The organism is Porticoccus hydrocarbonoclasticus MCTG13d (genome assembly GCF_000744735.1).
Lineage (GTDB): Bacteria > Pseudomonadota > Gammaproteobacteria > Pseudomonadales > Porticoccaceae > Porticoccus > Porticoccus hydrocarbonoclasticus.
Window position 1 is genome coordinate 1,256,852 of the sequence record NZ_JQMM01000001.1, and the last position, 25,938, is coordinate 1,282,789.

31 protein-coding genes, 1 tRNA gene and 1 pseudogene are annotated in these 25,938 nt (G+C 52.0%); 12 read left to right on the plus strand and 21 right to left on the minus strand.

The window, feature by feature from the left end:
* Positions 1–6: 6 nt before the first annotated feature.
* The 4 genes from U740_RS05970 to U740_RS05985 all read right to left on the minus strand — a co-directional run bounded on the left by U740_RS05970 (position 7) and on the right by U740_RS05985 (position 2,203).
* Positions 7–663 (minus strand): HvfX family Cu-binding RiPP maturation protein, encoded by a 657-nt coding sequence (locus U740_RS05970; protein ID WP_036859692.1) that lies wholly within the window; start codon positions 661–663, stop codon positions 7–9.
* Positions 664–761: 98 nt separating this feature from the next.
* Positions 762–1,094: an HvfA family oxazolone/thioamide-modified RiPP metallophore gene (locus tag U740_RS05975; protein ID WP_036859694.1), complete on the minus strand. Its 333-nt coding sequence runs from the start codon at positions 1,092–1,094 to the stop codon at positions 762–764.
* 276 nt (positions 1,095–1,370) lie between these two features.
* Positions 1,371–1,601, minus strand: coding sequence for a hypothetical protein (locus U740_RS05980; protein WP_036859696.1), 231 nt, complete (start codon positions 1,599–1,601; stop codon positions 1,371–1,373).
* Complete coding sequence (locus U740_RS05985) at positions 1,595–2,203, minus strand: sigma-70 family RNA polymerase sigma factor (RefSeq protein WP_036859697.1); 609 nt, start codon at positions 2,201–2,203, stop codon at positions 1,595–1,597. The genes U740_RS05980 and U740_RS05985 overlap by 7 nt, the downstream gene beginning before the upstream one ends.
* A gap of 201 nt (positions 2,204–2,404) precedes the next feature.
* Between U740_RS05985 and U740_RS12195 the strand changes: the two genes are divergently transcribed.
* The 5 genes and pseudogenes from U740_RS12195 to U740_RS06005 all read left to right on the plus strand — a co-directional run bounded on the left by U740_RS12195 (position 2,405) and on the right by U740_RS06005 (position 5,049).
* Positions 2,405–2,566: a hypothetical protein gene (locus tag U740_RS12195; RefSeq protein ID WP_160172053.1), complete on the plus strand. Its 162-nt coding sequence runs from the start codon at positions 2,405–2,407 to the stop codon at positions 2,564–2,566.
* Between the two features lie 33 nt (positions 2,567–2,599).
* Positions 2,600–3,325 carry an SDR family NAD(P)-dependent oxidoreductase gene (locus U740_RS05990; RefSeq protein ID WP_036861444.1) on the plus strand — a complete coding sequence of 242 codons (726 nt, stop codon included), beginning with the start codon at positions 2,600–2,602 and terminating at the stop codon, positions 3,323–3,325.
* A gap of 30 nt (positions 3,326–3,355) precedes the next feature.
* A pseudogene (locus U740_RS12270) lies at positions 3,356–3,504 on the plus strand (DUF2256 domain-containing protein).
* Positions 3,505–3,638: 134 nt separating this feature from the next.
* A complete protein-coding gene (locus U740_RS12010; protein WP_268745574.1) occupies positions 3,639–3,995 on the plus strand; it encodes a DUF3429 domain-containing protein in 357 nt (118 codons plus the stop codon).
* A 19-nt stretch (positions 3,996–4,014) separates the two neighbouring features.
* Positions 4,015–5,049 (plus strand): NAD(P)/FAD-dependent oxidoreductase, encoded by a 1,035-nt coding sequence (locus tag U740_RS06005; RefSeq protein ID WP_036859704.1) that lies wholly within the window; start codon positions 4,015–4,017, stop codon positions 5,047–5,049.
* 45 nt (positions 5,050–5,094) lie between these two features.
* Here U740_RS06005 and U740_RS06010 read toward each other — a convergent pair whose 3' ends face one another.
* The 3 genes from U740_RS06010 to U740_RS06020 are packed head-to-tail and all read right to left on the minus strand — an operon-like array spanning position 5,095 to position 7,507.
* Positions 5,095–6,441, minus strand: a complete 1,347-nt coding sequence (locus U740_RS06010; RefSeq protein ID WP_036859706.1) for a sensor histidine kinase — start codon at positions 6,439–6,441, stop codon at positions 5,095–5,097.
* On the minus strand, positions 6,438–7,109 hold the full coding sequence (locus U740_RS06015) for a response regulator transcription factor (RefSeq protein WP_036859708.1): 672 nt from the start codon (positions 7,107–7,109) through the stop codon (positions 6,438–6,440). The genes U740_RS06010 and U740_RS06015 overlap by 4 nt, the downstream gene beginning before the upstream one ends.
* Entirely contained in the window at positions 7,106–7,507 is a 402-nt protein-coding gene (locus U740_RS06020; RefSeq protein ID WP_081890854.1) for a PepSY domain-containing protein, read from the minus strand. Before U740_RS06020 ends, U740_RS06015 begins: the two co-directional genes overlap by 4 nt.
* 164 nt (positions 7,508–7,671) lie before the next feature.
* Between U740_RS06020 and U740_RS06025 the strand changes: the two genes are divergently transcribed.
* Positions 7,672–8,133 carry a hypothetical protein gene (locus U740_RS06025; RefSeq protein ID WP_036859710.1) on the plus strand — a complete coding sequence of 154 codons (462 nt, stop codon included), beginning with the start codon at positions 7,672–7,674 and terminating at the stop codon, positions 8,131–8,133.
* Between the two features lie 71 nt (positions 8,134–8,204).
* Here the strand turns inward: U740_RS06025 and U740_RS06030 are convergent, their stop codons facing one another.
* The 3 genes from U740_RS06030 to U740_RS06040 form a co-directional block, all read right to left on the minus strand.
* Positions 8,205–9,083, minus strand: coding sequence for a mechanosensitive ion channel domain-containing protein (locus tag U740_RS06030; RefSeq protein WP_036859713.1), 879 nt, complete (start codon positions 9,081–9,083; stop codon positions 8,205–8,207).
* 222 nt (positions 9,084–9,305) lie between these two features.
* Positions 9,306–9,812: a lysozyme inhibitor LprI family protein gene (locus tag U740_RS06035; RefSeq protein ID WP_051921246.1), complete on the minus strand. Its 507-nt coding sequence runs from the start codon at positions 9,810–9,812 to the stop codon at positions 9,306–9,308.
* A gap of 83 nt (positions 9,813–9,895) precedes the next feature.
* Entirely contained in the window at positions 9,896–10,408 is a 513-nt protein-coding gene (locus tag U740_RS06040; RefSeq protein WP_036859715.1) for a redoxin family protein, read from the minus strand.
* A gap of 512 nt (positions 10,409–10,920) precedes the next feature.
* Here U740_RS06040 and U740_RS06045 point away from each other — a divergent pair.
* Positions 10,921–12,528 carry a GMC oxidoreductase gene (locus tag U740_RS06045; protein WP_036859717.1) on the plus strand — a complete coding sequence of 536 codons (1,608 nt, stop codon included), beginning with the start codon at positions 10,921–10,923 and terminating at the stop codon, positions 12,526–12,528.
* Positions 12,521–12,946, plus strand: coding sequence for a hypothetical protein (locus tag U740_RS06050; RefSeq protein WP_152556795.1), 426 nt, complete (start codon positions 12,521–12,523; stop codon positions 12,944–12,946). The genes U740_RS06045 and U740_RS06050 overlap by 8 nt, the downstream gene beginning before the upstream one ends.
* Positions 12,947–13,212: 266 nt before the next feature.
* Here the strand turns inward: U740_RS06050 and U740_RS06055 are convergent, their stop codons facing one another.
* The 7 genes from U740_RS06055 to rpsU all read right to left on the minus strand — a co-directional run bounded on the left by U740_RS06055 (position 13,213) and on the right by rpsU (position 19,694).
* Positions 13,213–13,404 carry a hypothetical protein gene (locus tag U740_RS06055; protein ID WP_036859721.1) on the minus strand — a complete coding sequence of 64 codons (192 nt, stop codon included), beginning with the start codon at positions 13,402–13,404 and terminating at the stop codon, positions 13,213–13,215.
* A 9-nt stretch (positions 13,405–13,413) separates the two neighbouring features.
* Positions 13,414–14,730: a hypothetical protein gene (locus U740_RS12015; protein WP_081890855.1), complete on the minus strand. Its 1,317-nt coding sequence runs from the start codon at positions 14,728–14,730 to the stop codon at positions 13,414–13,416.
* Between the two features lie 54 nt (positions 14,731–14,784).
* Positions 14,785–14,861, minus strand: a tRNA-Ile gene (locus tag U740_RS06065).
* Positions 14,862–14,985: 124 nt separating this feature from the next.
* Entirely contained in the window at positions 14,986–16,803 is a 1,818-nt protein-coding gene (gene rpoD, locus U740_RS06070; RefSeq protein WP_036859724.1) for an RNA polymerase sigma factor RpoD, read from the minus strand.
* Between the two features lie 108 nt (positions 16,804–16,911).
* On the minus strand, positions 16,912–18,834 hold the full coding sequence (gene dnaG, locus U740_RS06075; protein ID WP_051921247.1) for a DNA primase: 1,923 nt from the start codon (positions 18,832–18,834) through the stop codon (positions 16,912–16,914).
* Positions 18,835–18,947: 113 nt separating this feature from the next.
* Positions 18,948–19,397, minus strand: coding sequence for a GatB/YqeY domain-containing protein (locus U740_RS06080; protein ID WP_036861453.1), 450 nt, complete (start codon positions 19,395–19,397; stop codon positions 18,948–18,950).
* Positions 19,398–19,478: 81 nt separating this feature from the next.
* Complete coding sequence (gene rpsU / locus U740_RS06085) at positions 19,479–19,694, minus strand: 30S ribosomal protein S21 (protein ID WP_036859726.1); 216 nt, start codon at positions 19,692–19,694, stop codon at positions 19,479–19,481.
* 195 nt (positions 19,695–19,889) lie between these two features.
* Between rpsU and tsaD the strand changes: the two genes are divergently transcribed.
* From tsaD to folK, 3 genes are read left to right on the plus strand one after another with little or no spacing between them, the layout of a single operon-like run.
* A complete protein-coding gene (gene tsaD / locus U740_RS06090; protein ID WP_036859729.1) occupies positions 19,890–20,927 on the plus strand; it encodes a tRNA (adenosine(37)-N6)-threonylcarbamoyltransferase complex transferase subunit TsaD in 1,038 nt (345 codons plus the stop codon).
* A gap of 5 nt (positions 20,928–20,932) precedes the next feature.
* Positions 20,933–21,289, plus strand: a complete 357-nt coding sequence (folB, locus tag U740_RS06095) for a dihydroneopterin aldolase (protein ID WP_036859731.1) — start codon at positions 20,933–20,935, stop codon at positions 21,287–21,289.
* On the plus strand, positions 21,289–21,840 hold the full coding sequence (folK, locus tag U740_RS06100; RefSeq protein WP_036859733.1) for a 2-amino-4-hydroxy-6-hydroxymethyldihydropteridine diphosphokinase: 552 nt from the start codon (positions 21,289–21,291) through the stop codon (positions 21,838–21,840). Before folB ends, folK begins: the two co-directional genes overlap by 1 nt.
* 22 nt (positions 21,841–21,862) lie before the next feature.
* Here the strand turns inward: folK and U740_RS06105 are convergent, their stop codons facing one another.
* From U740_RS06105 to U740_RS06120, 4 genes are all read right to left on the minus strand, one after another.
* Entirely contained in the window at positions 21,863–22,198 is a 336-nt protein-coding gene (locus U740_RS06105) for a TraR/DksA family transcriptional regulator (protein ID WP_235189822.1), read from the minus strand.
* Positions 22,199–22,269: 71 nt separating this feature from the next.
* Positions 22,270–22,668: an Hsp20/alpha crystallin family protein gene (locus tag U740_RS06110; RefSeq protein ID WP_235189823.1), complete on the minus strand. Its 399-nt coding sequence runs from the start codon at positions 22,666–22,668 to the stop codon at positions 22,270–22,272.
* Positions 22,669–22,873: 205 nt separating this feature from the next.
* Positions 22,874–23,611, minus strand: coding sequence for a pteridine reductase (locus U740_RS06115; protein WP_036859739.1), 738 nt, complete (start codon positions 23,609–23,611; stop codon positions 22,874–22,876).
* Positions 23,608–24,837, minus strand: a complete 1,230-nt coding sequence (locus U740_RS06120; RefSeq protein WP_036859741.1) for a multifunctional CCA addition/repair protein — start codon at positions 24,835–24,837, stop codon at positions 23,608–23,610. The genes U740_RS06115 and U740_RS06120 overlap by 4 nt, the downstream gene beginning before the upstream one ends.
* A gap of 123 nt (positions 24,838–24,960) precedes the next feature.
* On the opposite strand from U740_RS06120, the gene U740_RS06125 reads away from it, so the two are divergent.
* Positions 24,961–25,932 (plus strand): magnesium transporter CorA family protein, encoded by a 972-nt coding sequence (locus U740_RS06125; RefSeq protein ID WP_036859743.1) that lies wholly within the window; start codon positions 24,961–24,963, stop codon positions 25,930–25,932.
* Positions 25,933–25,938 lie beyond the last annotated feature (6 nt).

Below are 25,938 nucleotides of genomic sequence, written 5' to 3' on the forward strand. Positions count from 1 at the left end.
CGGTCGTCAGTCCCTGTTATTGAGCCACCGGCGACCTATCCAGTAGTCTGCACTGCAGTAGCGGCCGCCGCCCGTAAAAAACAGTGACAGCAGCATGATAAAGTAGGTGGCTGCGAATTCGATGCCATTGTTCAGAATGACAATGTTGCCCTTGCCTGTAAGCCATGAGTAATTGCCGTGTTCCCGAAGAATCTGTCGGGCAGCTGATAATCGTTCACCCACTGCCTCGCTGTTTTCGAGACTCTGTTCCGCCGTCGGAATGCCGATGGCGGCCAGGGGGCGGGCCATACTGGTTGACGGGTCCGAGGGGGCAATCGCGAACCAGCCGTTGTGCCAGTGAACCGCAAAGGCGGCCACCAGCATGGTTGCCATCAGCGGGATGGCAATTAGCCGTGTCCCCAACCCGAACAACAGCAGCCATCCGCCAACCAGCTCTGTGGCGGTAGCCAGAACCGCCATCAGCCAGGGAAGAGGCAATCCCAGCCCCCAATCCGGGTTGCCCATCCAGCTGACTGTGCTCTCGAAGGCGAGCAGTTTGGTCAGGCCCGCCGTGATGAAAACCGGTGCCAGAAAAAGTCGCAGCAGCAGTGGGGCGAGAAAGTCTGCATGTCGCGCGACATTGAGTCCCCTGTTAAGCCGTTGAGTAATTGCCATTGTGGTCATGATGGTTTACCGGATTGATTGAATATCAGGAATTAAGGATGAAGGGCGACCACTTGGCCGCCCCCCCTGAAGCGTGAAATCAGCAGTAACCGGAAAAATTACTGTCCGCCACATTTTCCTTCACCACACTTTCCTTCACCGCGTTTGCCTTCTTCGGATTTCGGTGCAGGTTTTTCTTCACCGCACTTGCCTTCTCCACATTTGCCCTCTTCAGACTTTGGGGCAGCGTTTGCTTCACCGCATTTGCCCTCGCCGCATTTGCCTTCCCCGGGCTTGTCAGCGGCATGTTTGCCGGCGAGCTGATAGCCATTGCCGAGATCGGTCGCAGCGAAGGGATTGTCGGCCATACTGGCCATGGGGAGTATCAGGCTGGTGGAAATAAAGGCCATACCAATGGTTGATTTGAAGGTGTTTTTTGTTGGTTGTTTCATAGTCAGTTCCTTGTTTCGTTAATGTAAGGTGTCCGCAATGAGATGCCGTCGGATGTTTTTTGTTACAGCGCATAACGGGTTTTGATGACATTTCTTTAACCGTTAATAGGATGTGATTGCCGGCTGCGTCTGCTCCGGCAACGTTTTCACGGTGAGGAAACACACAACAAATATTGTCGGCAATCTGCCTAACTGATGCCGTTAAAAGGAATTTGTTACGGCTGCAGGCAGCGTTTGTGTTTCTTTTGCCGGAGCAGGGGGCTTTTGTTGCGGGGACTACAGGTTGTTGTGGGAATGAATACAGTCCATTACTTTGTGCACTTCCTCTTCCGTGGCTTTGTTGTGCATAAAAGGGATGGCTTCGACAAGTCTGTGCAGCTGTTTGAGATAGCGGCGACAGTGCCGACAGAGCAACAGGTGAATCTGCAGGGAGATACGTGTGGAAACACGCAAATCGCGATTCAGTAATTGATCCGCATTGTTCACAAAGTCGCGGCAGCTCAGCACTCGCCAGTCTCCTCATAATGGTCAACAAGTTTGAACAATTGAGTTCTCGCACGGTGCAGGAGCACTCGCGCATTGGATGCAGAAACCGTCAGTGCGTTACAGATTTCCTCAAAAGACAGTCCGCTGGCATCCCGCATTTCGAGAATACAACGCTGGTTGTCTGGCATGGCAGCTAGCAGTCGTTCCAGACATTCGGCCAGCTGCTCACCGGTCAGCAGGCTCTCGGGAGAATCTATATGCCAATGGGCCGGAGGGTGTTGCCAGTGGCCGCGCTCGGTAAACCTTTGTGTCAGGCAATCTTCTGTATTCTGGTTCTCGTCGCCGTGATCGCTGAACAACAATTCCCGTTTCCTTTGGCGCCGCTGCATTTTTGCTTCATTGATGGCGATACTACCCAGCCAGGTGCGAATCGCCGATTTCCCTGCAAAGCTGCCAATGGCCTGGTAGGCCTTGAGCCAGGCATTTTGCACCACTTCTTCGGCTTCACTGATACCGACAATGGGAACTGTAAGGGCGATGAGGGCGCGGTGGTGGTCGCGAACCAGTTCTGCAAAAAGTACCGGGTCGCCGGATCTCAATTGTGCCAGTTTGTCTGTTTCCACGCGTTCAAAAAGCCTCGCCGATTGTTCCCCTCTGGCGCAATATGACCAGACAGGTTATTACCCCCGTCAAGCCTAAGCCATAGACAGTGACAAAAACCATGGCTTCACGATAAAAAATTCACCCCCCGACGGTGTATCGGGTCAGGCTGAACCGATCGGGACATCTCAGCGTACACTCACCCATTAACCAAGGACCAACCGATGTCTTTACCTACTGAACAAACCGTTGAAAGGTTGCCCTGCCGGGGCTGCATGCGGAATTGCCCGTATTTTTACGTATGTGATGGCAAGCTCTGGCGAATGCCGGTTGATCGACAGGGAGCCCAGGCGGGCGATGAGGAAGATGTCCAGCCGGGTAGTTGATGACCGGTCATGTCGGTCACGGGGGTCGCAGCAATGAGTTCAAAAGCCTTGGTGATCGGTGCCTCCAGTGGCATTGCCCGGCATTTGATTTGTCGACTAAGCGCTGATCAGCGCATTGAGGGGATTTATGCTGTCAGTCGCAGTCCCGCCGAGGTTGATTTGCCGGCGGGGGTGAGCTGGCTGACGTGCGATTATTCAGAGGTGGGTATCGCTGAAACTGTTGCACTGCTCAATGAAGAACCCGGTGAGTTTTCACGGGTGTTTATCTGTAACGGTATGCTCCATGAGGGGAACAGGGTTCTTCCCGAAAAGCGGCTTGAAGAGATAGATTTGACCAGTATTGAAACGGTGTTCAGGGCCAATACGTTCACACCCCTGTTGTGGTTGAAGCATCTCGTGGGCTCCCTGCGCGGTGAACAGGTCTGTACCCTGACACTGTTCAGTGCCCGGGTTGGCAGTATCAGCGACAATAAGCTGGGTGGCTGGTACAGCTATCGCGCCTCCAAGGCGGCCCTGAATATGCTGGTTCAGACTGCTTCAGTCGAATACGCCAGGCGGGCAAAAAATGTGCAGTTGATGGCCTTTCATCCAGGCACCACCGACACAGCACTGTCCAGACCGTTCCAGGGGAACGTACCGGAAGGCAAACTGTTTTCTGCCGATTTTGTGGCGGAACGGTTACTGTCCATTGTTGAAGATATGACACCGGTCGGCCACGCGCTATACCTTGATTGGCAGGGCAGGGAAATCCCCTGGTGATTGGAATGGCGAGGCAAACGGGTTGGCAGCGTGCCGGAAAAAGCTGATCTGCCCGGCAAAATCTGTGTGGTCTGTCGTCGGCCTTTCCATTGGCGGAAAAGTGGCGGCGCGTCTGGCAGGATGTGAAATATTGTTCCGAAAGATGCCGGCGCAGCCGGGGCAACATCTTTGGTGAATAATCCGCAGCGACAAAATTATCAGAGAGAGCATCCTTGAACAGTAGCACGACAAGTAAGCGGACCCTGGCCAGCCTATTCACCTACAGTGGTATATTGCCATTCCTGTTTTCCCCCTGTTTTCCCCCTGTTACCGGCTGTTCACAGGGAGCAGCACATTTCTCGCCTTTGATATCCAAACCCTGCTGATGGCCTACAGTGCGGTGATTGTTTCGTTTGTTGCCGGTATTCATTGGGGCGTTTTTTTGTTCAGGCAATGCTCGCTGAACCTGTTCCTGCACAGCAATATGATTGCCCTGCTGTCCTGGGTGTCTCTCCTGTCGACCCTGTTATGGGGTGTAGCGATATTGCTGTTTTGCTTCGTCTATCTGTTGTGGATTGATACGGTTCTGGTCAGGCAGCAACTGCTCGAACCCTGGTTTTACCGGCTCAGAGTTCACGCCAGTGTGATGGCCCTGTTATCCCTGGTCAGCTATGCAGTGATTGCACTGTGAGGCGGGGAGAAGCCTCGAGATGATACCTCCTGTAACCGGACTCCCCCGTCTGGCGATTATCGGGGCCGGCCTGTCCGGGTTGACCTTGGCGGGTGAGCTGGATGGTTTTGCCGAAGTGACGGTTTTCGATAAGTCTCCGCGCGTCGGTGGGCGTATCACCACACGTACCGGGGAGGACTTCCAGTTTGATTACGGTGCGCAATTCTTCACTGCCCGCTCAGTTGCCTTTCAGAACTACCTGAAACCACTGATTGCCATAGGCCGGGTGGCCGAATGGCACCCGCGGGTCATCACATTGGGAGATGACCGAAAATCCTACCGGCGCGACTGGTTTGAACCCCACTATGTGGCGGTTCCCGGCATGAATACCCTGTGCCAGCTCGCTGCCGAGGGCAAAAATCTGATATTGGATACTGCGATTGAGTCACTTGAAAAAACCATCGCCGGTTGGTTGTTACGGGATCGCAATGATACCTGCCACGGTCCTTTTGACTGGGTCGTCTGTAGCATGCCGGCGCCACAGTCTGCGGCACTGCTGCCGTCATCCTTTACCGGTTACGAGCAGGTGTGCGGTACTACAATGCTCGGCTGTTACAGTCTGTTGCTGGGCTTTGCCGAACCGCTTCAGAGTCTGTGGCAGGCGGCGGTGGTGAAGCATTCTCCCATTGGCTGGCTGGCGTTTGAGTCATCCCGCCCCGGTCGCGCTGGTGGTTGTGGACTCCTGGTTCAGTCAACCAATGCCTGGGCCGAACAGCATCTGGATGACGATTCCCGGCAGGTTCAGCGGGCCCTGTGGCACGAACTGGAACGGCTCATGGCTAAAACGCTGCCGAAGCCAAAGTACTCTCGACTGCATCGCTGGCGCTACGCCAATACCGTGCCAACACCCAAAGCAACAGACAGAGCAACACCTGAAGTATCGCCGGAAGCGGAGTGTCTAATGGATGAACAGTTGCAGTTGGGCGTCTGTGGTGACTGGCTGTTGGGTGGCAGGGTAGAGTCAGCTTACCTGAGCGGATTAGCGCTGGCGACAGAGCTGAAACAACGTTTTTAATCCCCGCCCATGTTTGAGATCCTTTCTCGGCTGCAGTTGTCAACGTCAAGCAGCCAGGCAGGGCAGGCATACGGTTACCAGCAGCCCTCCCATGGGAGACGGTTTTAATTGCAATTGCCCGTCATACAGTTGGATCAACTCGCTGACAATGGCGAGCCCAAGGCCCGAGCCAGAGCGCTGCTCATCCAGCCGGCCACCGCGTTGCAACGCTTCATCCCGGCTCTGGGACGACATCCCCGGCCCGTCGTCCATAATGCTGAGGTGCAGGTTGTCGGCTTCACTGTAGATTGCCATCACCACTTTCGATGTGGCCCAGCGCAATGCGTTTTCCAGTAGATTGCCGACAATTTCCTGTAGGTCCTGGGCATCGATTTGCAACTGCAGTGGTGGTACTTCGGGTTTTTGAAAGGTGATATTCTTTCGTTCGGCCAACCGTGAAATACCGTTGAAGACAGGCTCAAGTGCCACCGATAGGGTCACTCTAGGCCGCAGCACCACTGGGCCAGCGGCGGAAGCCCGGGCCAGGTGGTGTCGTACAGCCTCGTTCAGTCGTTTCAGTTCGGATGCCATGGTCTCGCGCTGACTGGCAGGCAATTGCTCTGTTGTCGTCATCATTACACTGACAGGCGTTTTGATGGCATGGGCCAGGTTGCCCGCCGCGGTACGGGCGCGGGACATCAACTGCCGGTCGCGCTCCAGTACAGTATTGATGGCAGTTGCCAGATTGTTCAACTCTTCGGGGAGGTCGGTGTCGAGCCGCTCACAGTCACCTCTTTCCACTGCCTGCAGATTGCTTCGGATGCGTCTTAACGGTTCAAGTCCCCAGTGCAACTGACACCAGATGCCCAGCAGCAGCAAGATTCCCAGGGACACTAACGAGAGCCAGAGCAGCTGCTCAAAGCGGGCCAGTGCGGCATCCACTTCGCTGAGATCAGCAGCCACCGCAACGTGCAGAGTGACCGGGAGCCTTGGCAGTCGCACATCCCGCTCCAGCTTGCGCAGGGTTTCTCCGTTTGGGCCGGAAATTGTGCTGTATTGCAGTTGCGGGCCTGCTGTCAGAGGTAAGCGCTGATCCCATAGGGAACGGGAGGTCAGAACCCGGGAGGCATTGTCGGAAATCTGCCAATACCAGCCGGAGAATACCTGATCGAAGCGGGCATCGCCGAGTCGCTGGTTGAGCGCCAGTGTGTCTGTTTGCCGGTCATATTCAATGCCGGCCAAAACCACGTTGAGCAGGGACTCCAGACGTTCATCGAATGCAGTATTGACGGCTTCGCGAAGATTGTAGGAGAGCAACAGACCGGCAACCGGGATAACGAGTACCACTAAAATCAGCGAGGTGGCCAGCATGCGGGAAGCAATTGGCAGTGTGCGCAGGAAGTGTCGGTTCATGGGGCGGTCGGATGGCCCGGTAAACAGTAGCCCTGTCCCCGCACTGTACGGATTGAGTCACTGTCCAGTTTTTTCCGCAACCGGCTTATCTGCACATCAATGACGTTCGAGTCCGGTTCCTGATCCTGGTCATAAACATGTTCTGAAAGCTCGGTTCGACTCACGATCCGGGGCGCTGCGTGTATCAGATAGGAGAGCAGGCGGAATTCCTGTGCGGATAACGACACGGGCATACCCAGATAGGTGAATCGGCCCGTGTGGGTGTCCAGTGTCAGGTCGCCCACTGTAATGACCGGGTGGGCATGCCCGTGGCTACGGCGAACCAGTGCCCGCAGACGGAGTAATACCTCGGCCGTTTCAAATGGCTTGGTCACATAATCATCGGCTCCTGCCGAAAACCCGGCGGCTTTGTCTGACCAGCGCTCTCTGGCCGTGAGGATGAGGACAGGCAGATCCATACCGCGGGCGCGCCACCCCGAGAGCCACTGCACACCGTTGCCGTCCGGCAGGCCGAGATCAAGGATGATGGCATCGTAACACTCGACACTCACCTGAAAGTCAGCCGTTTTGCCGTCCGGAGCTATCTCAACCAGTACACCCACATTCCGCAGGGCTTCGGCGAGCGCCTCCGCAAGAGGCCGGTCATCTTCAACCAGGAGGACTTTCACTGGCGTGTCATCCCGCGAATATTGGTGCCTTCAATACCAATCAGTTCACCCGTGGCGGCATTCACGTCAAACTCGACTACCTGCCCCTGTGGGCCGAGCAGCTCTATTTCGTAGATTATCACGCCGTTCTCATCCTCCAGATCCACATCGATAACCTGTCCATCATAGTGCGTGTTCAGGCTTGCCAGAATCTCATTGAGGGGTTTTATTTTACCGGCTTGCACGTCTTCGTGGAGCCGTCGCCAATCATCATCGTCACTCCAGCCGGGACTGATAAAGCCCAATGTCAGAATGGCTGCCAGTAAATGGTTTCTACTTGGCAGCGACAACTGCCGGCAGTGATCGGCGAAGGGCAGGCAATGTTGGCGGTAAAAAAGTTGGGTGAAAAGATTTTTCATGGAGGGCATTCTGCCAAAGAGAACATGAATGAACTATGAACAGATTGCTCAGGGTGCTGTAAGGATGGCTTTGTTACTGTGCCTATCAAGCGGGTCAGCTCATGTTCGGGATTTCCCCGGTGCTTTATCTGGCCCTGTTTTGATCAATCAATCCGGAGATTTATATGAAACTGTTACTTACAACACTGACGATTGCGACACTGGCTGTGACCCCTTTTGCCTATACAGCTGACCCTGCGGGCAATATCAGTGAGGCGATTAAAGTCGGCTCGGATTATGGCATCACACATTTCACCAGTATTGAGTTTGAAGGCTCCGGACGTATGGAAATTGAGGGCTGGATAGATCAGGACTGGCATGTGGAACTTGAAACCCGTGCCGGTAGTCCAGACCTCGTTCATGAAGAACGTGAAAAACGTCTCAATGGTGCCTGGGGTATGACAGCTGACGATGTGTTGCTGTATACAAAAGCAGCTGCTGAGGCCGGTATTGTTGACATCGAAGAAGTTAAAATCAATCGAAGAGATAGGATCGAGGTTGAAGGTGACGATGTGCGCGGTCGCGATCTCGAGGTCTATTTTGAAAGAGGCAACCAGGAGCCCATGAAAGTTAGTCGTGACGACTGATCTGGATTGGGGCTTCCGTCTGAAATGACGAGAGCCTGAGCCGTGCCCGCCATGCCAGTGGCGGGCCTTTTTTATTTCTCGCGGACAGTTTTTTGCTCGGAGGACTTGCTGGAAAAGTCGTTGTTGGTGAACACCTCCGAAAGAATGAGTTGTTCAAGATAGCTTCGTTGACCGGCTTTCGTCGGGATTCGGATCACCAGATGGATCTCTTCGGCTGCCGGCACCTGAATCGTGACCCGAGGATCCACCGACGGCATTTCCAGTCCCCGTCGTTCGCCAATTTTGTTCATGTGGCGGCGCACGGATTCCAGGTAGGGCTGGCAATGTCGGTTGGCCGCTGCGAGAAAGGCTTCCTGTGCAGCACGCCAGTTATCCTCGCGCATGAAAGGCACGGTAAACACATGGAAGTCGTAGCGCTCGGAAAAGGTTTCGTTGACTACCGGCTCAGAGAGAAATATCGCGTTGGGTATCACAATCACGTGGCCGGTGCGTTGGTGGACGCCGGATCCGGGGCCCACTTCAAGAATGGTCGTGGTCAACAGGCTCTGGTCGATGACATCTCCGCGAAAATCCTTGATCTGAATCCGGTCGCCAATGTTAAAGGACCCCGAGCCACCTTTCAGTAGAGAGCCGGTGATACACGAGATCAGCTCTTTGGTGGCGACTACAAAGGCCACAGCAATAGCCAGAATCGATAATGCCAGAGTGCGCAGCTGGTCCCCCCAGATAATTGCCAGCCCCAGCAGTATCAACAACAGAAAGCCGTTGCGCGTATTGGCCAGCAGGCGACCTTTCAGCTCCGGAGCCTTCACTTTGTGCCGAATAAAGCGCGCGGTGAGCGTCCTGAGAATAATGATTGCCGCCAGCAAAAAACCGGTATTCACCAGCAGACCCGTCACCGAGTCTGAAAGGGTAAAGTTTTCGGCTAGAAGTGTTAGCTGATCGAACATACTTTTGCCCAATGGGTTCGAGCCTCCTTGCAAAAAAGGGGCTGATTAAAATAAAAATGGATGATGATTCGTCGCCGATAACCGGGGGCTTTCTGCCCGGCTGTTACCGGTCCAATGTCAGCCAGAATATAGTATGAATCCCTGTGTGTATGCCAGATTCTGATACCCTGGGCCAATGTTGAAGGGCGTTATGGTGGGGAAGATCAGGTTGCTTGCCAATTGCTATTTTCCGATGTTGGAACAATCCCTCTGGATAGAGTAACTGTGGATAATCGAGCCTGAACAAATGTCACCGTCTTGATGTCCTTTTAACCACTCTTTCAGAAACTCAACGCGGGCCAGTACAAGCCTCGATTCAAACCCGCTGGCACACATTGGGTAAACACTGCCGTATTGTAGGCGTTTATCCTCGAGCGGATATTTCATCTCCATATCTGCTTCTAGACTTTCTTCCCATGCCTTTTGGGAAACATCGAGCTTTGTCAAAAATTCAGGACTTGCTGATTTGTAAGCGTGCCTGATTTTTTCAAGCACGTTCACAAGCTTGCGTTTCGCCGCTAGCAAATTGATGCCTGCACACTGATTTATTTCTAGCTGCGTTTGCGCGTTTTCCATGCATGAAGGTAGCTCATCACTGTAAGTGTGAAATGCTATTAACAAAGCGGTAAGGCTAAATAAGAACCTCATGGCCCGGTTCTTCTCCTGAATATCATGTCGCCAAGCAGCCATACATATAGCGGGGGAACTACAATTTGTTTTGTTAGGGGTGGCTCACCTGAAACTGTTTGGGTCAACATCCTGTTGGTGAAGTTCTATTTCTTTAGGTAAGAAATCATTGTGTCAACATCACTACACTCGAATGGGTCATCCGGGCAATCATCCATCATCCCGGTTTCAGCAAAGAGTTGTTTTATTTCCCCATCAATTACGTGAGCGGAATAACGCCATGACACTTCACCCGGCCCTTTTTTAACCAGCATCCCCATCAGGCGAGTAAAATTTCCATGTGAATCAGGCAGCATTTTTACATGTTTAAGACCTAAATTTTTCGCCCACTGAAGCATGGTAAAGGGCGCACTAATGCTCAAGCAGTAGACTTCATCAATACCCAGTGATTTCAGTTCCTCATACTTGGCATCATAGTCAGGCAGGTGAGTTCTAGAGCTCGTCTCGGTAAATACAGCCGCCAGTGAAAATATAACGACATTTTTACCCGAAAATACCTCTTCTGTTGAAATATCCTTCCAGATAAATGGACTTCTCCCGCCAACGCTTTCACCACGGACACGCGTTTTAAATATCACACTGGGTACTTTATTGCTCATGATTTGCTACTTTTCCTAGGATTTACGATTGGAATAGGAAAGTCATTATCACGCTTACCGTGAGTTGTTTCCACCAATCTGAAAAAGTCACCCGAATGAAGGTTTAGTCGCACTCCGTGGAAATCAAGTGAGAGTGATCCTCGGTTGTCACCGGCCCCTTTAATTCTCCGGACGCTACGATTGCACTACAAGCGCTCCTCAGCTTAGGTGTGGGGTGCCGAGGCTTTAATCGGGATGGACGTAATGTCAGGATATTTTAAATTATGAAAAGTCGCACGTGGGTAGCACAAGAAAGCTAATCGGCAATTTACAGAACATTCTAGTTTTGACCGATAGCTCTGCTAGTTTGATGTGAGGGTTTCTGAAAAGAAAATAGAAGATTGACAAGGGTTATATAATATTGCCAAAAGAATGATAATCTTTGCTGCGAGTGATGTTAGCCTGCCTGTCTGTAAAAGCAGTTTGAGGCAAGTTTTTCAATAATCAAACCACTATTTGCCTGATGATATAAGATGCTTTCTGACTTCAATCATATTAAATCTCCCGCAGCTTTCGAGGTCGACATATGCATCTTAGGTGGTGGTGCAGCTGGAATTACCATAGCTCTAGAACTTATTGACTCAGGGCTCAGCATATTGCTAGTGGAAAGTGGTGGGCTCGAATACGACCAAGCGACCCAGGATCTGTATAAGGGGGAGAATGTCAGTTTCAAGGATTTCCCACTTGAAACAACACGGCTGAGGTTTTTAGGAGGAACTACAAATCATTGGGGCGGTATGTCCCGTCCCCTAGACTCTTATGATTTCCATAGAGAATATGACTCAAACCACTCTAGCTGGCCATTAACAAAAGCCGACCTTGCCCCGTATTACGTTAAGGCCCATAAACTTTGTGAGCTTGGCAGTTACATTTACGATGATTACCTTTCTGAGCTAAATTTGGCGGACGATTTCCCATTACTTGATAAAGAACAATTGCTACGCCCGGTTTTTTTCCAAAGAAGTCCGCCAACCCGTTTTGGAGCCACTTACTTAGATAAACTAAAAAAAGCTCAAAATGTAGATGTTCTATTAAATGCCAATGTAAAAGAACTTGTAGACTCAGCTGACCGAAAAAAAATCATTTCTGCATCACTCGTAGCGCTATCTGGAACCCGAGCCTCAGTGAAAGCCAAGCAATTTGTATTAGCTGCTGGCGGGCTAGAAAATCCACGTATACTGCTTTTATCCAGAACAAACAGTGAAAAAGGGATCGGCAACTCACATGACTTGGTGGGGCGCACTTACATGGATCACTTTGGGGCATATATTGGAAAAGCTCTTTTTCATAAGCCTATTAATGCAGACTCAATTTTTTTTAGGGAAAAGAAATTTATGGGCGCTCAGCTAGGGGCATGCCTGGCGCCATCCCCAAAGCGTGCAGAGAAACAAGGAGTAGGTAACTATATTTTGTTATTCAGCCCTGGTACTGAATCAGATTTGTCAATTGAAATGCTAAAGAGCATTAAAAATGATATTGCTAATTTAAAGTGGCCAGAAAATGCAATCTCCAAATTATCGAAAATAATTGCCAATGCTGATACGTTTGCCAACCTCAGTTATAAAAATGTATTCGATACTAACGATTCATTATTTGATGTAAGCACCAAGAGTTCCGGTCAGTTGTGTAATGTTGCAATAAATATGGAACAGACACCAAATGACGACAGTAGAGTTACCCTTTCCGCCGAAACTGACAGTCTTGGGTTACAAAAAATCAAGCTTGACTGGCAACTAAATGACAAAGACAGACAAACCTTAAGGACAGCGGTAAAGGAACTTGCATCGATGTTAGGTCGATCAGGGACAGGCAGGCTGAGAACTACTTCGAACTTAGAAAGCAATGAGTCAAACTACACCATAAGTTGCCACCATTCAGGTACGACTAGGATGGCATCGGACAGGACAAAAGGCGTCGTAAACAGTGATTGTAGAGTTCACGGCATTGCGAACCTTTATATTGCCGGAAGCTCGGTTTTTCCCTCGATTGGTTGGGCCAACCCTACACTCACTATTGTTGCACTGTCTGTTAGACTGGCTGAAACCCTAAAGCTCACTTTTACAGCAAATGAAAATGCATAATTCATCTTTAAGTAGGCGAACATTCTTTCGAGGTATGGCCACATTAATGGCCGGATTCTTTGGATATGGATATTCCTTTGGAAGTGCAGGAGATCCCATTGCACAACAGGAATTTGCCAAGAACTTAAGGCATACATTAAACAAAAATGGGTATGTCTTCTCGCCTATTTCTAAATGTTTTTTAGACCTGCATAGTAGCGTTTTTGAATTACAGGAAAAATTATGGCTAACAATACATTCAGATCAGGGCTGTAGCCATAGTAAGGAAAACAAAGAAACCAATCTAACCGTCGATCAGGATAAATTATTCTCTGTCATTTCATCTGATTTTAGAGATGGGCAGATAGTTAACATAAACGGCTGGTATATATCTAACACCGAATATTTAATGCTGTCTTATCTATCCAGAGTGGCATAGCAAATAGTCGCGACTAGAGCAGTGATGAGCGCTACAAAGCCCAAATCTGGTTAGTAGAGAACATATAAGTCTGAATAAGTGGTTCAGGTGGGCTAAGTGCTTGTTTCTTTCGGTATTGATTGCGCCATTTAAGTGGCTGCAAGCAATATGTAAGTATATTAAATCGCTGTGGATATCTAGAGCTGAGCTTTGCACGCTATTACTCTAGTTCTTATGAGTCTCTTAAATTTACGCGCAAATAGCTTATCATTCTAAAAGTTATGGCTTTATGCCATAAGGAACTCTTGTAAAGCTCTTTTGGCGCCTTCAGTTGTTTTTCGAGCTTCTTCTTCTTGTTTATCGATTGTGTTCGTTTTCGCACAAGTCTTTTTAGGGAAGAACTCTTTTTCAAAGTTCATTACTTTGATCTTCGACTTAGTGACCGTTTTGCCTTTGCTTTGTATGTTATTTGTATTCATGTCAGGATCTCACTTTTTGCCGTTATAGTAGTTAGCAAAGAAATGCTGGTTATACTTCGGTTCAAAATAGTGCTTCCGCTTAAACCATACAAACCCGTCGCCTTTGGATAGTATAGCTACATCTATGGGGCCGCCCACTGATTCGGGCGAATTAGACATCTTTCTTTTGAATGCCGTTAAGTTTACAAGAGTTTCCGCCATCTCTGCTAGCTCATCTTTCGGTAAATATTCGAGCATTTCAAGAATCGGTTTCAAAACTGTGGTCTTTTTAATATTATCAAGACTTTCATTAAGGTCATTCATGAAGCTATCAATATGTGTCTTCACTGCACTCCTAGCGTCTTCCTGTGACATGCTTTCATTAAATAAGTTGTCTGGAAGATGATCTGCAATGTACGAAGATAGTCCATTCTTTAGCATTTCAAAGATGTTATTGAATGCAGGATCCATGCCTGTTAGAAAGGTTCTTACAACTTCATCTTGGGCAAAGGGTATAATGGAGGGAGTAAAACTTTCTGTCTGGGTGGTGCTGGATCCAGGTTGGAACATGCTTCTTGGTTTTCCGTTGAGTATAATTCCTACTTGGTATGAGGCTATTCTGGGGTATATCTCATTGCACCCATATCCGGCAAAAACTATACCGCTCGACTGATCAAAATCTCTTTTTACTAGAGATAATGCAAGAACTTTATGTATTTTATCTTTTAGATTCTCGTCAATTGACTGGTAGAAGTTTTCGAAAATGCTCTGTAGCTCGGTGTCAATTTGAAGTGAATAATCAGAAATGAATTTTGATTCGTCATGCCCGTCAAAGTTATCTAGATTTTCTAGTGTCTCTAAATGCTTCTTCTCGGATTCAAGGATCTCTTCTAGAGAGCTAATGTAGGAGTCCGAAAAATCTTCTTCGGTAATATTGTCTTTAACATCAGCATACTTAGCTCGCACTGACTCGAGGCACCTCTCTCTTATATTGACCAGTCTTGTTACGATCTTTTCTTGGACGTGTTTTTGTTCTTCGTGAATGGAGAATATGTTTCTGTTGTTTGTGGTGAACCTCCAGAAGTCTTCGGCGTACTCTAACAGAGTGCCGAATGAGCTATCTCCAAGTTGCGCCCGATATTCCTTAAGTAGTATTTCCCATGGGACACCTACGAAGCTTCCTCCGCCATAAACCATAAATGCTACTGGTTGATATTTAGAGAGCATGAAAAGCTTGTTGACAGAGTTGTATATTTTTCGAGTGTCTTGAGGTGAGCCAATGGAGACAGCACTATCCGCCGCTAAAGCAATACCGTTTTTATTGAGGATAGCAATCTCGGCTGTCATAGGGCTGTCCGTATTGTTTATATCGGTGAGCAGCCTCGCTAGAGGAGCTGTAAATGGTGGGCCTTGCTGGACTTGAACCAGCGACCAATCGATTATGAGTCGACTGCTCTAACCAACTGAGCTAAAGGCCCTTTGAGAGGCAAGGATAGCAGTATATATGTCATTGCTGTCCAGGGTATTCGTTCGCGTCTTGCCTTGCGCTGCCGGAGCGGGGGGTTCTGTAACCGTCCCGGCAGGGGTTATATCAGCAACGGGTTATTCGTCCAGGAAGCTGCGCAAGTGATCAGAGCGGGTGGGGTGCCGCAGTTTTCGCAGCGCTTTGGCTTCGATCTGTCGGATCCGCTCACGGGTCACATCAAATTGTTTGCCCACTTCTTCGAGGGTGTGGTCGGTATTCATGTCGATACCAAACCGCATCCGCAAGACTTTGGCTTCCCGGGCTGTCAGATTGTTGAGGACGTCACGGGTGGATTCGGTGAGACTTTCCGTGGTGGCGGAATCCACCGGGGACATGATGTTGGTGTCCTCGATAAAGTCGCCCAGGTGGGAGTCTTCGTCGTCGCCAATGGGTGTCTCCATGGAGATCGGTTCTTTGGCGATTTTCAGTACCTTGCGGATTTTGTCCTCGGGCATTTCCATTCTTTCGCCGAGTTCTTCCGGCGTGGGTTCGCGGCCCATTTCCTGCAGCATCTGCCGGGAGATACGATTGAGTTTGTTGATGGTTTCAATCATATGCACCGGAATACGGATGGTGCGCGCCTGGTCGGCGATGGATCGGGTGATGGCCTGACGGATCCACCAGGTGGCATAGGTCGAGAATTTGTAGCCGCGGCGGTATTCAAACTTGTCCACCGCCTTCATCAGGCCGATGTTGCCTTCCTGAATCAGGTCGAGGAATTGCAGGCCGCGGTTGGTGTATTTCTTGGCAATCGAAATTACCAGACGCAGGTTGGCTTCCACCATTTCTTTTTTGGCGCGACGAGCCTTGGCCTCGCCGATTGACATGCGGCGATTGATATCCTTGATCTGGCTGATGGTCAGGCCGGTTTTTTCTTCCAGCTGCATCAGTCGGCGCTGGGACCGCTGAATGTCCGGTTCTACCACGGCGATTGCAGCGGCATAGGGTTCCTTGCCTTTGGCCAGTCCAGTGGCCCAGCTTTCATCGGTTTCGTGGCCGGGAAACAGGCCGATAAAGTCGGTGCGCGGCATTTTTGCCTGGCGAATACAGAGCGCCATAACGGTGCGCTCTTCCGCACGAATAAGACTCAGGGCTTCGCGAACTGCCTCTGCCATGGGTTCGAACTGGCGGGGTGCCAGTTTCAGGAACTTAAAGTGCTCGCCCAGTGCAGACAGGTGCTGCTGGGTGCTTTTATGGGCCACACCATAACGACTGATGGCCTTTTTGGCCTTGTTGTTCAACTGCCGCAGGGTGTCAAAACGCTCTTTGGCTTCGATGGGGTCGAGACCCGTGTCTTCTGCCTCGTCTTCGTCTTCGTCTTCCTCTTCCTTGTTTTTGGCCGCTTCGGCCTGGGCGAGGGCGGAGGGAACGTGGTCCATCGGGTTCAGATAACCGATTAACACATCGCTGAGTTTGCGTTCCTCGGTTTCAATCAGGTCGTATTCAGCGAGGAGGTGATCCACAGCGGCGGGCCATTCGGCAAGGGCTGCCATGAGTTCCCGGACGCCTTCCTCGATGCGCTTGGCGATTTCTATTTCGCCTTCGCGAGTGAGCAGCTCCACCGAACCCATTTCACGCATGTACATACGAACCGGGTCAGTAGTGCGGTGTTGTTCTGTCTCGACAGCCGCCAGCGCTGCTGCGGCTTCAGCAGCAGCGATTTCATCGGTGGTGGAGTCGCCGGAGGCGATCAGGAGCTGTTCGGCATCGGGGGCGGTTTCGTAAACGCTGATCCCCATGTCGTTGATCATCTGAATGATATCTTCTACCTGATCTGGATCAGAAATATCCTCAGGTAAATGGTCGTTGACTTCGGCATAGGTCAAATAACCCTGTTCGCGTCCGCGGGCAATTAGTTCCTTGATCCGGGATTGATGCTGTGCGTTACCACTCATATACGATCTGCTGTCACGTTGGGGCAAAATAGGACGCCGGATTATACGGCAATAATCCGGCGCTGTCTTACCTGATTTTCGGTATAGCTGCAATTAGCCAGCTGTCGGTTATCTTGGCTTCGATTTTGCAAGGACTTGATTAAAAAGCGCTTTTACCTCGTCTGTCCGTTGATCCGATGGCAGTTTCGACCAGGCATTATTCAGCTGCTTGAGGTCGTGGTCATCGACGGTTTCTCTGGTCGCCAGGAACTGAATCACCTGCAGTGGTTCAAGTTTCAGAATCGACTGGCGAAGTAGCTGATTCTGAATCTCCTGAAACTCTTTTTCATTGTCCCTGAGGCTGTTTGCCACGGGCCTGAGCAGATCGGTGGCGGCAATTTTGGCCAGTCGATCCGCTTGGGTGGGGTCATGCATTCCCCGCCAGTAACCCAGTATATGATTGAGGCTGTATCCCGGGTTTTCAAGGATGAGTTCGACCAGTGGCACTAAAATATCCAATCCTTCGATATCAAGTTTGCGCAGCGTGTCCAGTTCTGTGACCAATTTCGCCAATTCCGGATGGTTGGCCAGCAGGGCGATCAGCGTGTGCACAGGCGGCATTTTGATTCGTTTCTGGTGGCCGGCCTGAACCGGCTGGTCGCAATCGCCCCGGGATACAGGTTCTTCCTCGGGGTAAACGGGGTAGTCCCAATCCGGTTGTGGCGGCTGGTACACCGGTTTGCCTTGGGGTTCATCCGGCTCCATGTAATCGCCCAGTGTGGTGATATCCAGACCAATTTTGTCGGCGACTGCTCTCAGCATCAGTTCGCGGAAAACGCCGCGCGGCATGCGTTTGATCATCGGTGCGGCCTGTTTCCACATCCTTGCCCGATTATCGGGGCTATCGGTGTTGAGGCCCAGCGCCATGGTCTCCATAAGGAACTCGGAGATAGGGGTGGCCGACTGCACGGTTTCAAGGAATTTATCCGGACCAATCTTTCGCACCGTAGAATCGGGGTCTTCGCCACTCTCCAGGAACATGAACCGTGCCGAGCGCCCGTCGATCATCAATGGCAGGCAGGTATCCAGTGCCCGGCTGGCCGCACCGTTGCCAGCCGCGTCACCGTCAAAACAGAACACCACTTCGGGTGTGTAGCGGAACAATTTTTCCAGGTGGTCGGTGGACGCTGAAGTGCCGAGTGTGGCGACCACATTGAAGATGCCGTGCTCAAAAAGCATGACCACGTCCATATACCCTTCTACCACGAGCATAAAGGGGATCTCACGCAGTTCCTTATTCGCCTCGTAGAGACCGTAAAGCTCCCGGCCCTTGTGAAACAATGGTGTTTCGGGTGTGTTCAAATACTTGGGTTTTTCTTCTGTCAGGACGCGGCCACCAAAACCGATAGTACGACCGCGGATATCCCGGATAGGAAACATGATGCGGTGGCGGAAACGGTCGTAAACCTTGTGCTTCTCTATCTGATCGATGACCATACCGCTCTCTTTCAGCAGTTTGATATCGTGATCAGTGTGACCCATGTGGTTGAGCATGTTGTCCCAGCCGGGCGGCGCAAAGCCGATGCCGAACTTGCGGGCGGTCTCTCCGGAAACGCCGCGGGTCTTCAGATAATAAACGGCTTCAAAAGCGAAGTGATGGTGTCGCAGGGCGTTGCGGAAAAAGCGGTCAGCCTGCTCAAGGGTCTGATAGAGCGCCTTGCGTCGTTCGGTCGCCGCATCGCTGGGCCCGGCTTCGCGGGGAACGTCCAGACCAGTCTGTTTGGCGAGGGTTTCAACGGCTTCCGGAAATGTAACTCTGTCAAAATCCATGACAAAGCCAATGGCATTGCCACCGGCGCCACAACCAAAACAGTAATAGAACTGTTTGTCCTGGCTTACAGTAAACGAAGGGGTTTTTTCATCGTGAAATGGGCAGCGGGCTGAGTGGTTTTTTCCGGATTTTCGCAGGTCAACCCGACTGCCGACGACATCTACAATATCGACGCGATCGAGCAGGTCGTCGATAAAGGTTTGTGGAATCTTGCCGGCCATAGAAAAATATCAGTGGTCAGTTAATAAACACTGGCCTGGCCGAAATACATGCATTTTTATCCGTTGGCCGACCAGAATGAGCTTTACAGCTTAGCGGCAATATTGATCCCTATCTAGCCTAATTTTGCCTTTACCAGGCTGCTTACGGCACCGACATCCGCTCTGCCCTGGATCTGGGGTTTGAGTATGGCCATGACTTTTCCCATATCACGCATGGACTCAGCTCCGCTTTCTGCAATCGCGGCAGTGACCATGTCGGCCAGCTCTGCGTCGCTGAGCGGGGCGGGAAGAAATGCCTGAATGACCTCAATTTCTGCCTGTTCCTTTTCGGCCAGTTCAGGACGGTCGGCGTTTTCATACTGGGCGATGGAATCGCGGCGCTGTTTTACCATTTTGTCGAGTACCGCCAAAACTCTGGCGTCGTCCAGCTCGATACGTTCGTCCACTTCAATGCGTTTCAGCTCCGACAGAATCAACCGGATTGCGCCCAGCCTTTCCTTGGCCTTGGCGCGCATGGCCTCTTTCATTGCCTCGGTTATCTGCTTTTTCAGGGTATGGCTCATGATCTGTTCCTCAAACGCAAAAAGCGCCGACATTGCGGCGCTTGATGGATAGCTATTCAGTTCTGACTAATCGGAATCAGATCAGTACAGACGCTGGAATTTCTTTGTTTCGCGAGACTGCTTCTTGGCGTGGCGTTTTACTGCGGCAGCTGCCTTGCGCTTGCGCTCCCAAGTGGGCTTTTCAAAAAATTCACGGCGGCGCACTTCTGCCAGCACACCGGCTTTTTCACATGAGCGTTTGAAACGGCGCAGAGCCACATCAAAGGGTTCGTTTTCTTTAATTCGAACGAAGGGCATGTAACCTCTATCCTGTTCTGTTCATTGGTCGTGTTGTACCCGATAAAAAGGTGCAACGTTCAAGGGCGCGTATTCTATACACTTCCAGCAATGGTTGCAAAACTTTATCTGGCCGCTGGTCGGATGGGCTAACTGCATGAATTGGCAAATTTTTTGGCGTATGATTGCGCGTTTCCGAACAGGGGATAAGCGGCGGTGCGAGTACTGGGAATAGAAACATCCTGTGATGAGACCGGTGTGGCTGTTTACGACAGTGAACGCGGCCTGCTGACCCACGTTCTATACAGTCAGGTGGCCGTTCACGCAGAGTATGGCGGTGTCGTTCCCGAACTGGCTTCTCGAGACCATGTGCGAAAGCTGTTGCCGTTGATCAGACAGGTGATGGCTGAATCCAACCTGTCGGCCAACGACATCGACGGTGTAGCCTACACGGCTGGCCCCGGACTGATCGGCGCACTGATGGTGGGTGCCAGTCTGGGACGCGCGCTGGCGTATGCCTGGCAGATACCAGCCATCGGTGTGCATCACATGGAAGGCCATTTGCTGGCCCCGATGCTGGAAGCAGATCCTCCCGACTTTCCTTTTGTAGCACTGCTGGTGTCCGGTGGCCATACTCAATTGATTGAGGTGCAGGCTATTGGCCAATACCGGATTCTCGGCGAGTCTGTGGATGATGCGGCAGGCGAGGCCTTTGACAAGGCGGCCAAAATGCTCGACCTGGATTACCCGGGTGGACCTGAAATCGCCAGGCTTGCCCTGGAGGGTGATGTGACACGGTTTCACTTTCCCCGCCCTATGACGGATCGCCCCGGGCTGGACTTCAGTTTCTCCGGACTGAAAACCTATACCCTGAACACCATTGCCGAACATAGAGGTGAGGATGTGCTGCCGGATCAGCAGACCATGGCTGATATCGCCTGTGCTTTTCAGGAGGCGGTGGTGGATACACTGGCGATCAAATGCCGCAGGGCGCTGGAGCAGACCGGTTTGACTACATTGGTGATAGCCGGGGGTGTCTCGGCCAATAGCCGTTTGCGTGAAAAACTGGGTGCAAGCCTTGCCAGGGTCAATGGCCGGGTTTTCTACGCCCGCCACGAATTTTGCACCGATAACGGTGCCATGATTGCCTATGCCGGGTGTTGCCGGCTGATGGCGGGGCAACAGGAGGACCTGGCTATTCGCGCGTTGCCGCGCTGGCCAATGGATACCCTGCCCGCGCTGGCTGTGGAGTGATATTGATGGACATTGTCTATATCCGGAACCTGCGCGTTGCCACCATTATCGGTGTTTATGACTGGGAGCGGCAGGTGCGCCAGATCGTCAGTCTCGATCTGGAAATGGGTGCGGATATCAGCAGGGCGGCGGATACTGACGATATACAGCATACCCTCGATTACAAGGCCGTGGCAGACCGGTTGGCTGCGTTTATCGGCGGCAGTGAATTTCTGCTGCTGGAAACCATGGCAGAGCAAGTGGCGACGATTGTGCTGACGGAGTTTTCGGTGCCCTGGCTGCGTTTGCGTATCGGCAAGCCAGACGCCATTGCCGAGGCAGACGACGTGGGCATTTTGATTGAGCGGGGTGTACGCTGCTGATGCAGGCACAGGTCTATCTCAGTCTTGGCAGCAATATCGACCGGGATCACTACATTGTGGCGGCGCTGGATGCCCTGGCGGACCAGTTTGGTGAGCTGAAGATCTCATCTGTCTACGAAAGTGAGTCCGTGGGCTTTGTCGGCGATAATTTTTACAATCTGGTGGTGGGGCTTTGCACGGAACTGTCTGTCGGTGAGCTGTCCGGGTATCTGAAAGCGCTGGAGTATCGCCACGGACGTCAACCCCATTGTGCCCGCTTCAGCAGCCGAACGCTGGATATCGATATCCTGACCTATGCAGATCTCACCGGCAGTGTGGACGGGGTCACACTGCCACGCGGTGAAATTCTGGAAAACGCTTTTGTCCTCTGGCCATTGGCAGAATTGGCCCCGGGTGCCCAGCATCCGTTGCTGGGTACCTGTTATGAAACGCTTTGGCGGGACTATTCTGACCAGTATGACCAGTGTCGTCAGTCACTCTGGCCGGTATCCTTTTGCTGGCGGGGCGATGAGTTGTCGCGGTTGATGGGTGACGGCGCCGGAGTCTCCTGATTGGCGCCGCCGATTTGCCGGTTCAGGTGGCACAGGCGATGCAGAGATTGGTATAGGGAACCGCCCGGAGTCGTTCCAGTGCGATTTCCCCACCGCACTGGCTGCAAAGGTTATAGGTGCCGGATTGGATGCGTTCAAGCGCCCGGTTGACCAGGGAAAGTTCCTGCCGTGCTTCATTGCCGAGGGCTTCAACGACTTCATCGTTCTCGCGCTCCTGAGCCTGTTCTTCCCAATCCCTGGAGTGAGCCTGGGAAATATCGGCTTTGAGGTTGGATAAGCGGTCTGTGAGCTCGGTCTGACGGGTGTGCAATCGTTGCTTGATGGCTTGAAGTTCAGGGGTCATGGATGGCCTTGTCATAAAAAGTGACCGAACCTTGATTCTCATTAATTGAGGGTTCGGCCACAGGGTTGAAAGTAAGACAGTATGTTCTATTTGATCTTGATGCGCTTTTGCTCCGGTTCTGCCTTGGCAACTTTCGGTGCCGTCAGTTTCAGTACCCCGTCCTTGAAGGAGGCCTTGATATCTTCCTCGTGGACCTCGCCGCCCAGATCAAAGCTTCGCACATACCTGCCATAGCGGCGTTCCTGGCGAATGACCTTGCCCTCTTTTTCTTCCTTTTGTTCCTGAGTGGTTTCTGCCTCCAGACGTAGCACACCGTTTTCCAGGGTGATCTTGATATCCTCTTTCTTGATACCGGGCATTTCTGCCGTGATTTCGTAGTGATCGCTCTTGTCCAGGATATCTACCCGGGGTGAAAAGAATGAGCCGGGTGTATCCACTTCACTGCTGCGTGCCGGTGCCCAGAAGTCGTCAAAAAAACGATCCATGTCGAAGAAACTCCCTCTCGTTCTTGGTATTAGTGACATGATGCACCTCCATTAATGATGCGTTTTTTAAGGTTCGAACAGCGCCCGGAAAGCATAGTTCATATTTGTGCTTTCAAGCATCTGTTAGACAAGTTGGGATCTGTATTCAGCGTTTTCAAGACGTAAAAGGGCTATGGGTTGATGTTTGTTTGATCTGTATCAAGGGTTAGATGTTGAGGTGGCTACCGCCGTCTACTGCAATAATCTGTCCGGTGATATAGCTGGCGCCAGTGGCCAGAAAGAGGGCCATGTCTGCAATATCACGGGGGTGGCCAATCCGTTGTAAAGGCACACTCTGGGTGACCTGCTGTTTGACTGTTTCGCTCATCTGTTCATCGTGGTTTGGCCAGAGAATGACTCCGGGGGCAATCCCGTTGACACGCATCTCGGGTGCCAAATCCCGGGCCAATGCCTTGGTCATCATGGCGTTGCCGGCCTTGGCAATGCAGTAGATGCTATAACCCGCCAGCGGGCTGCGAGCATAAATATCGGCAATATTGATAATGCTGCCGCGCTGTTTACGAAGTGACTTGACGAGGCTTTGGCAGAGGAAAAAAGCCCCCTTCAGGTTGCTGTCCATCAACTGGTGCCACTGCTGTTCAGACGCCTCTTCAAATGGTGTCGGAAAAAACCCGGAGGCATTATTCACCAGCACATCGACGCGATCCTGCCAGGCCATCACCTCGGCTGCCAGTTTGTGAATGGCATTGCTGTCACCCAGGGCCGCCGAAAAAACGGCGGCCGAGTTCCTGCGCTGGGCGTTTAACCTGTCGGCCAGAGTCTGGGCCTCCCCGGTTGAGCGGTGGCAGTGAAGCGCCACGTCAAATCCTGCACGGTGAAAAGTGCATGCGATTTCAGCACCAATGCGCCGTGCTGCGCCGGTTACCAGAACAACCCGGTTCATCTGTGACAGGGCTCCCGCAGGTTGTTGAGAATAGCCAGTCTACGCTTCTCAATAGCCTGACCGAGCTGTTTGCCGCTCAATCCCTGCTGCAGAAATTCACCGGCACTGACCTCCCGAACCGCATCGCAGGCACGGCGCAACCACTCGCCGGGTGTGTAGGGCTGTTGTTCAAATCCCAGGCGGCCCCTGGCGTCGGCTTCACAGCATTGAACGAAGCAGCTCAGCTTGACAGGATCGCGCAAAGCGCCAATTTCTTGCAGTAGTCGCAGGGTGGTGGCAGCTTTCAGGTGAGGTGCCTTGTGGCAGTTGAGGTGATGCCGCGTCACGGCCACTGCCAGCTCGCGGAACCGGTTGGGAACCCGCATTCGATCGCAAAGTTGATTGACCAGTTTGACACCGCTGGCTTCGTGACCAATATGGCGGGGCAGCACCTCTGCCGGGGTTATGGCTTTGCCGAGATCATGTACCAGTACGGCGAAGTGGACAACCGGGTCGTTGCTCAATATGGCTGCCTGATCCAGTGCCATCAGGACATGCAGCCCTGTATCAATTTCGGGGTGATAATCCGCCCGCTGCGGTACACCGAACAGGGCGTCAACTTCCGGAAACAGCGCCTTGAGCGCACCGCACTGACGGAGCACGTCAATGTAGGTTCGAGACGATCGCTCAGCCAGTGCGCGCTCCGTTTCCATCCAGACCCGCTCGGCGGAGAGATACTGCAATTCGCCGCTGTGGGTGATGTTCGTCATCAATGTCAGGGTTTCCGGAGCAACGGTAAAACCAAGGTGTGCGTACCGTGCGGCAAAACGCGCTACCCGCAGGACGCGCAGGGGATCTTCCGCAAAGGCTGGCGAGACATGCCGCAACACCCGTTGCTGCAAATCCCGCTGGCCGCCATAGGGGTCAATCAGATTGTCATTGCCATCCATCGCCATGGCATTGATGGTGAGATCCCGGCGGCTGAGGTCTTCTTCCAGAGTAATATCGGGGTCTGTGCAGAACTGAAATCCCTGATAGCCCCTGCCGGATTTTCGCTCGGTGCGGGCGAGGGCGTATTCCTCGTTGCTCTGCGGGTGCAGGAATACCGGGAAATCCTTGCCCACCGGGCGGTAGCCCTGGGCCGTCAGTATTTCCGGTGTACCACCGACCACGACCCAGTCCCGTTCATGAACCGGGTAGTCGAGCAGTTTGTCGCGGACGGCACCGCCGACCAGATAGACTTCCATAGGTGATTTCCAGTGTGAATGGCTATGTTAACAGTCGCGCCACCTGGCAGGTATCATTGACCAATAATTTTCAGGTTAAAGAATACCTGTCATATACTCGAAAAAATCAAGCGGGAGCGGGATATGTTGCGTACCACATTGCTGGATGACAGTGGCCAGCTGCAACAGGGTGGTGTCGAACTGATTGATCAGTGGCGTCAGTCCGACAAAAGTTTTTTATGGCTGGACCTGTACGGTGAAGCCGAGAGCGAAGAAGCAGCCCTGTTTGGCCAGTTTGGCATTCATCCCCTGGCGATTGCGGACGCGAGAAGGCAACGCCATCCGCCCAAGCTGGAGGTGTTTGACGATCACCTGTTCATTATCTTGCAGGGGCTTGATGCGGAGAGTCAGACCCTAGATTTTGGCAGGATACAGATAGCGATGTTTGCCGGGGAGCGGTTCCTGGTGACCCGGCGGGATGGTCTGTCGGTCAGTATCAATCACTGGTGGGGGGCAGACCAGTTGTCCAGAACCATGGCAGCTGGCGGTATCCATCTGGCGCTGGCCGTTTCCAAAACCGTGGCCCAGCGCTATCTCGACCTGCTGTTGGCGTTTGAACCGACCCTGTCGGAGCTCGAGGATGGTCTGCAGGAGCATCCCGACGACCAGACCATGCGTGAGCTGACCACCCATCGCACTCGGCTGCGCAAACTGCGCCGGGTGTTCAGGTATCTGGCGGGCGTCTTTGAGGCGTTGCGCGAGGTGGATACTCCACTGTTCGACGCTGAGTCCCGGGAGTACCGCCATCAGTTGCTGGATGTCTACGAGAAATACGAACGTTTGTTCTCGCTGTCCACCATGTATTACGAGGTGGCCAGTGATCTGGTGGATGGCTACATTTCCCTGACGTCTCACAATCTCAACAGCACAGTACAGATTCTCACGGTGCTCACCGCGATTTTTGTACCGTTGACTTTCCTGGCAGGTATTTACGGTATGAATTTTGAGAACATGCCGGAGCTGGGCACCGAAAATGGTTATTTTGTGTTGCTCGGGGCAATGGCCCTGATCGCCATCGTTCTGCTGGTAGTATTCAAACGCAAACACTGGCTATAGGGGCTG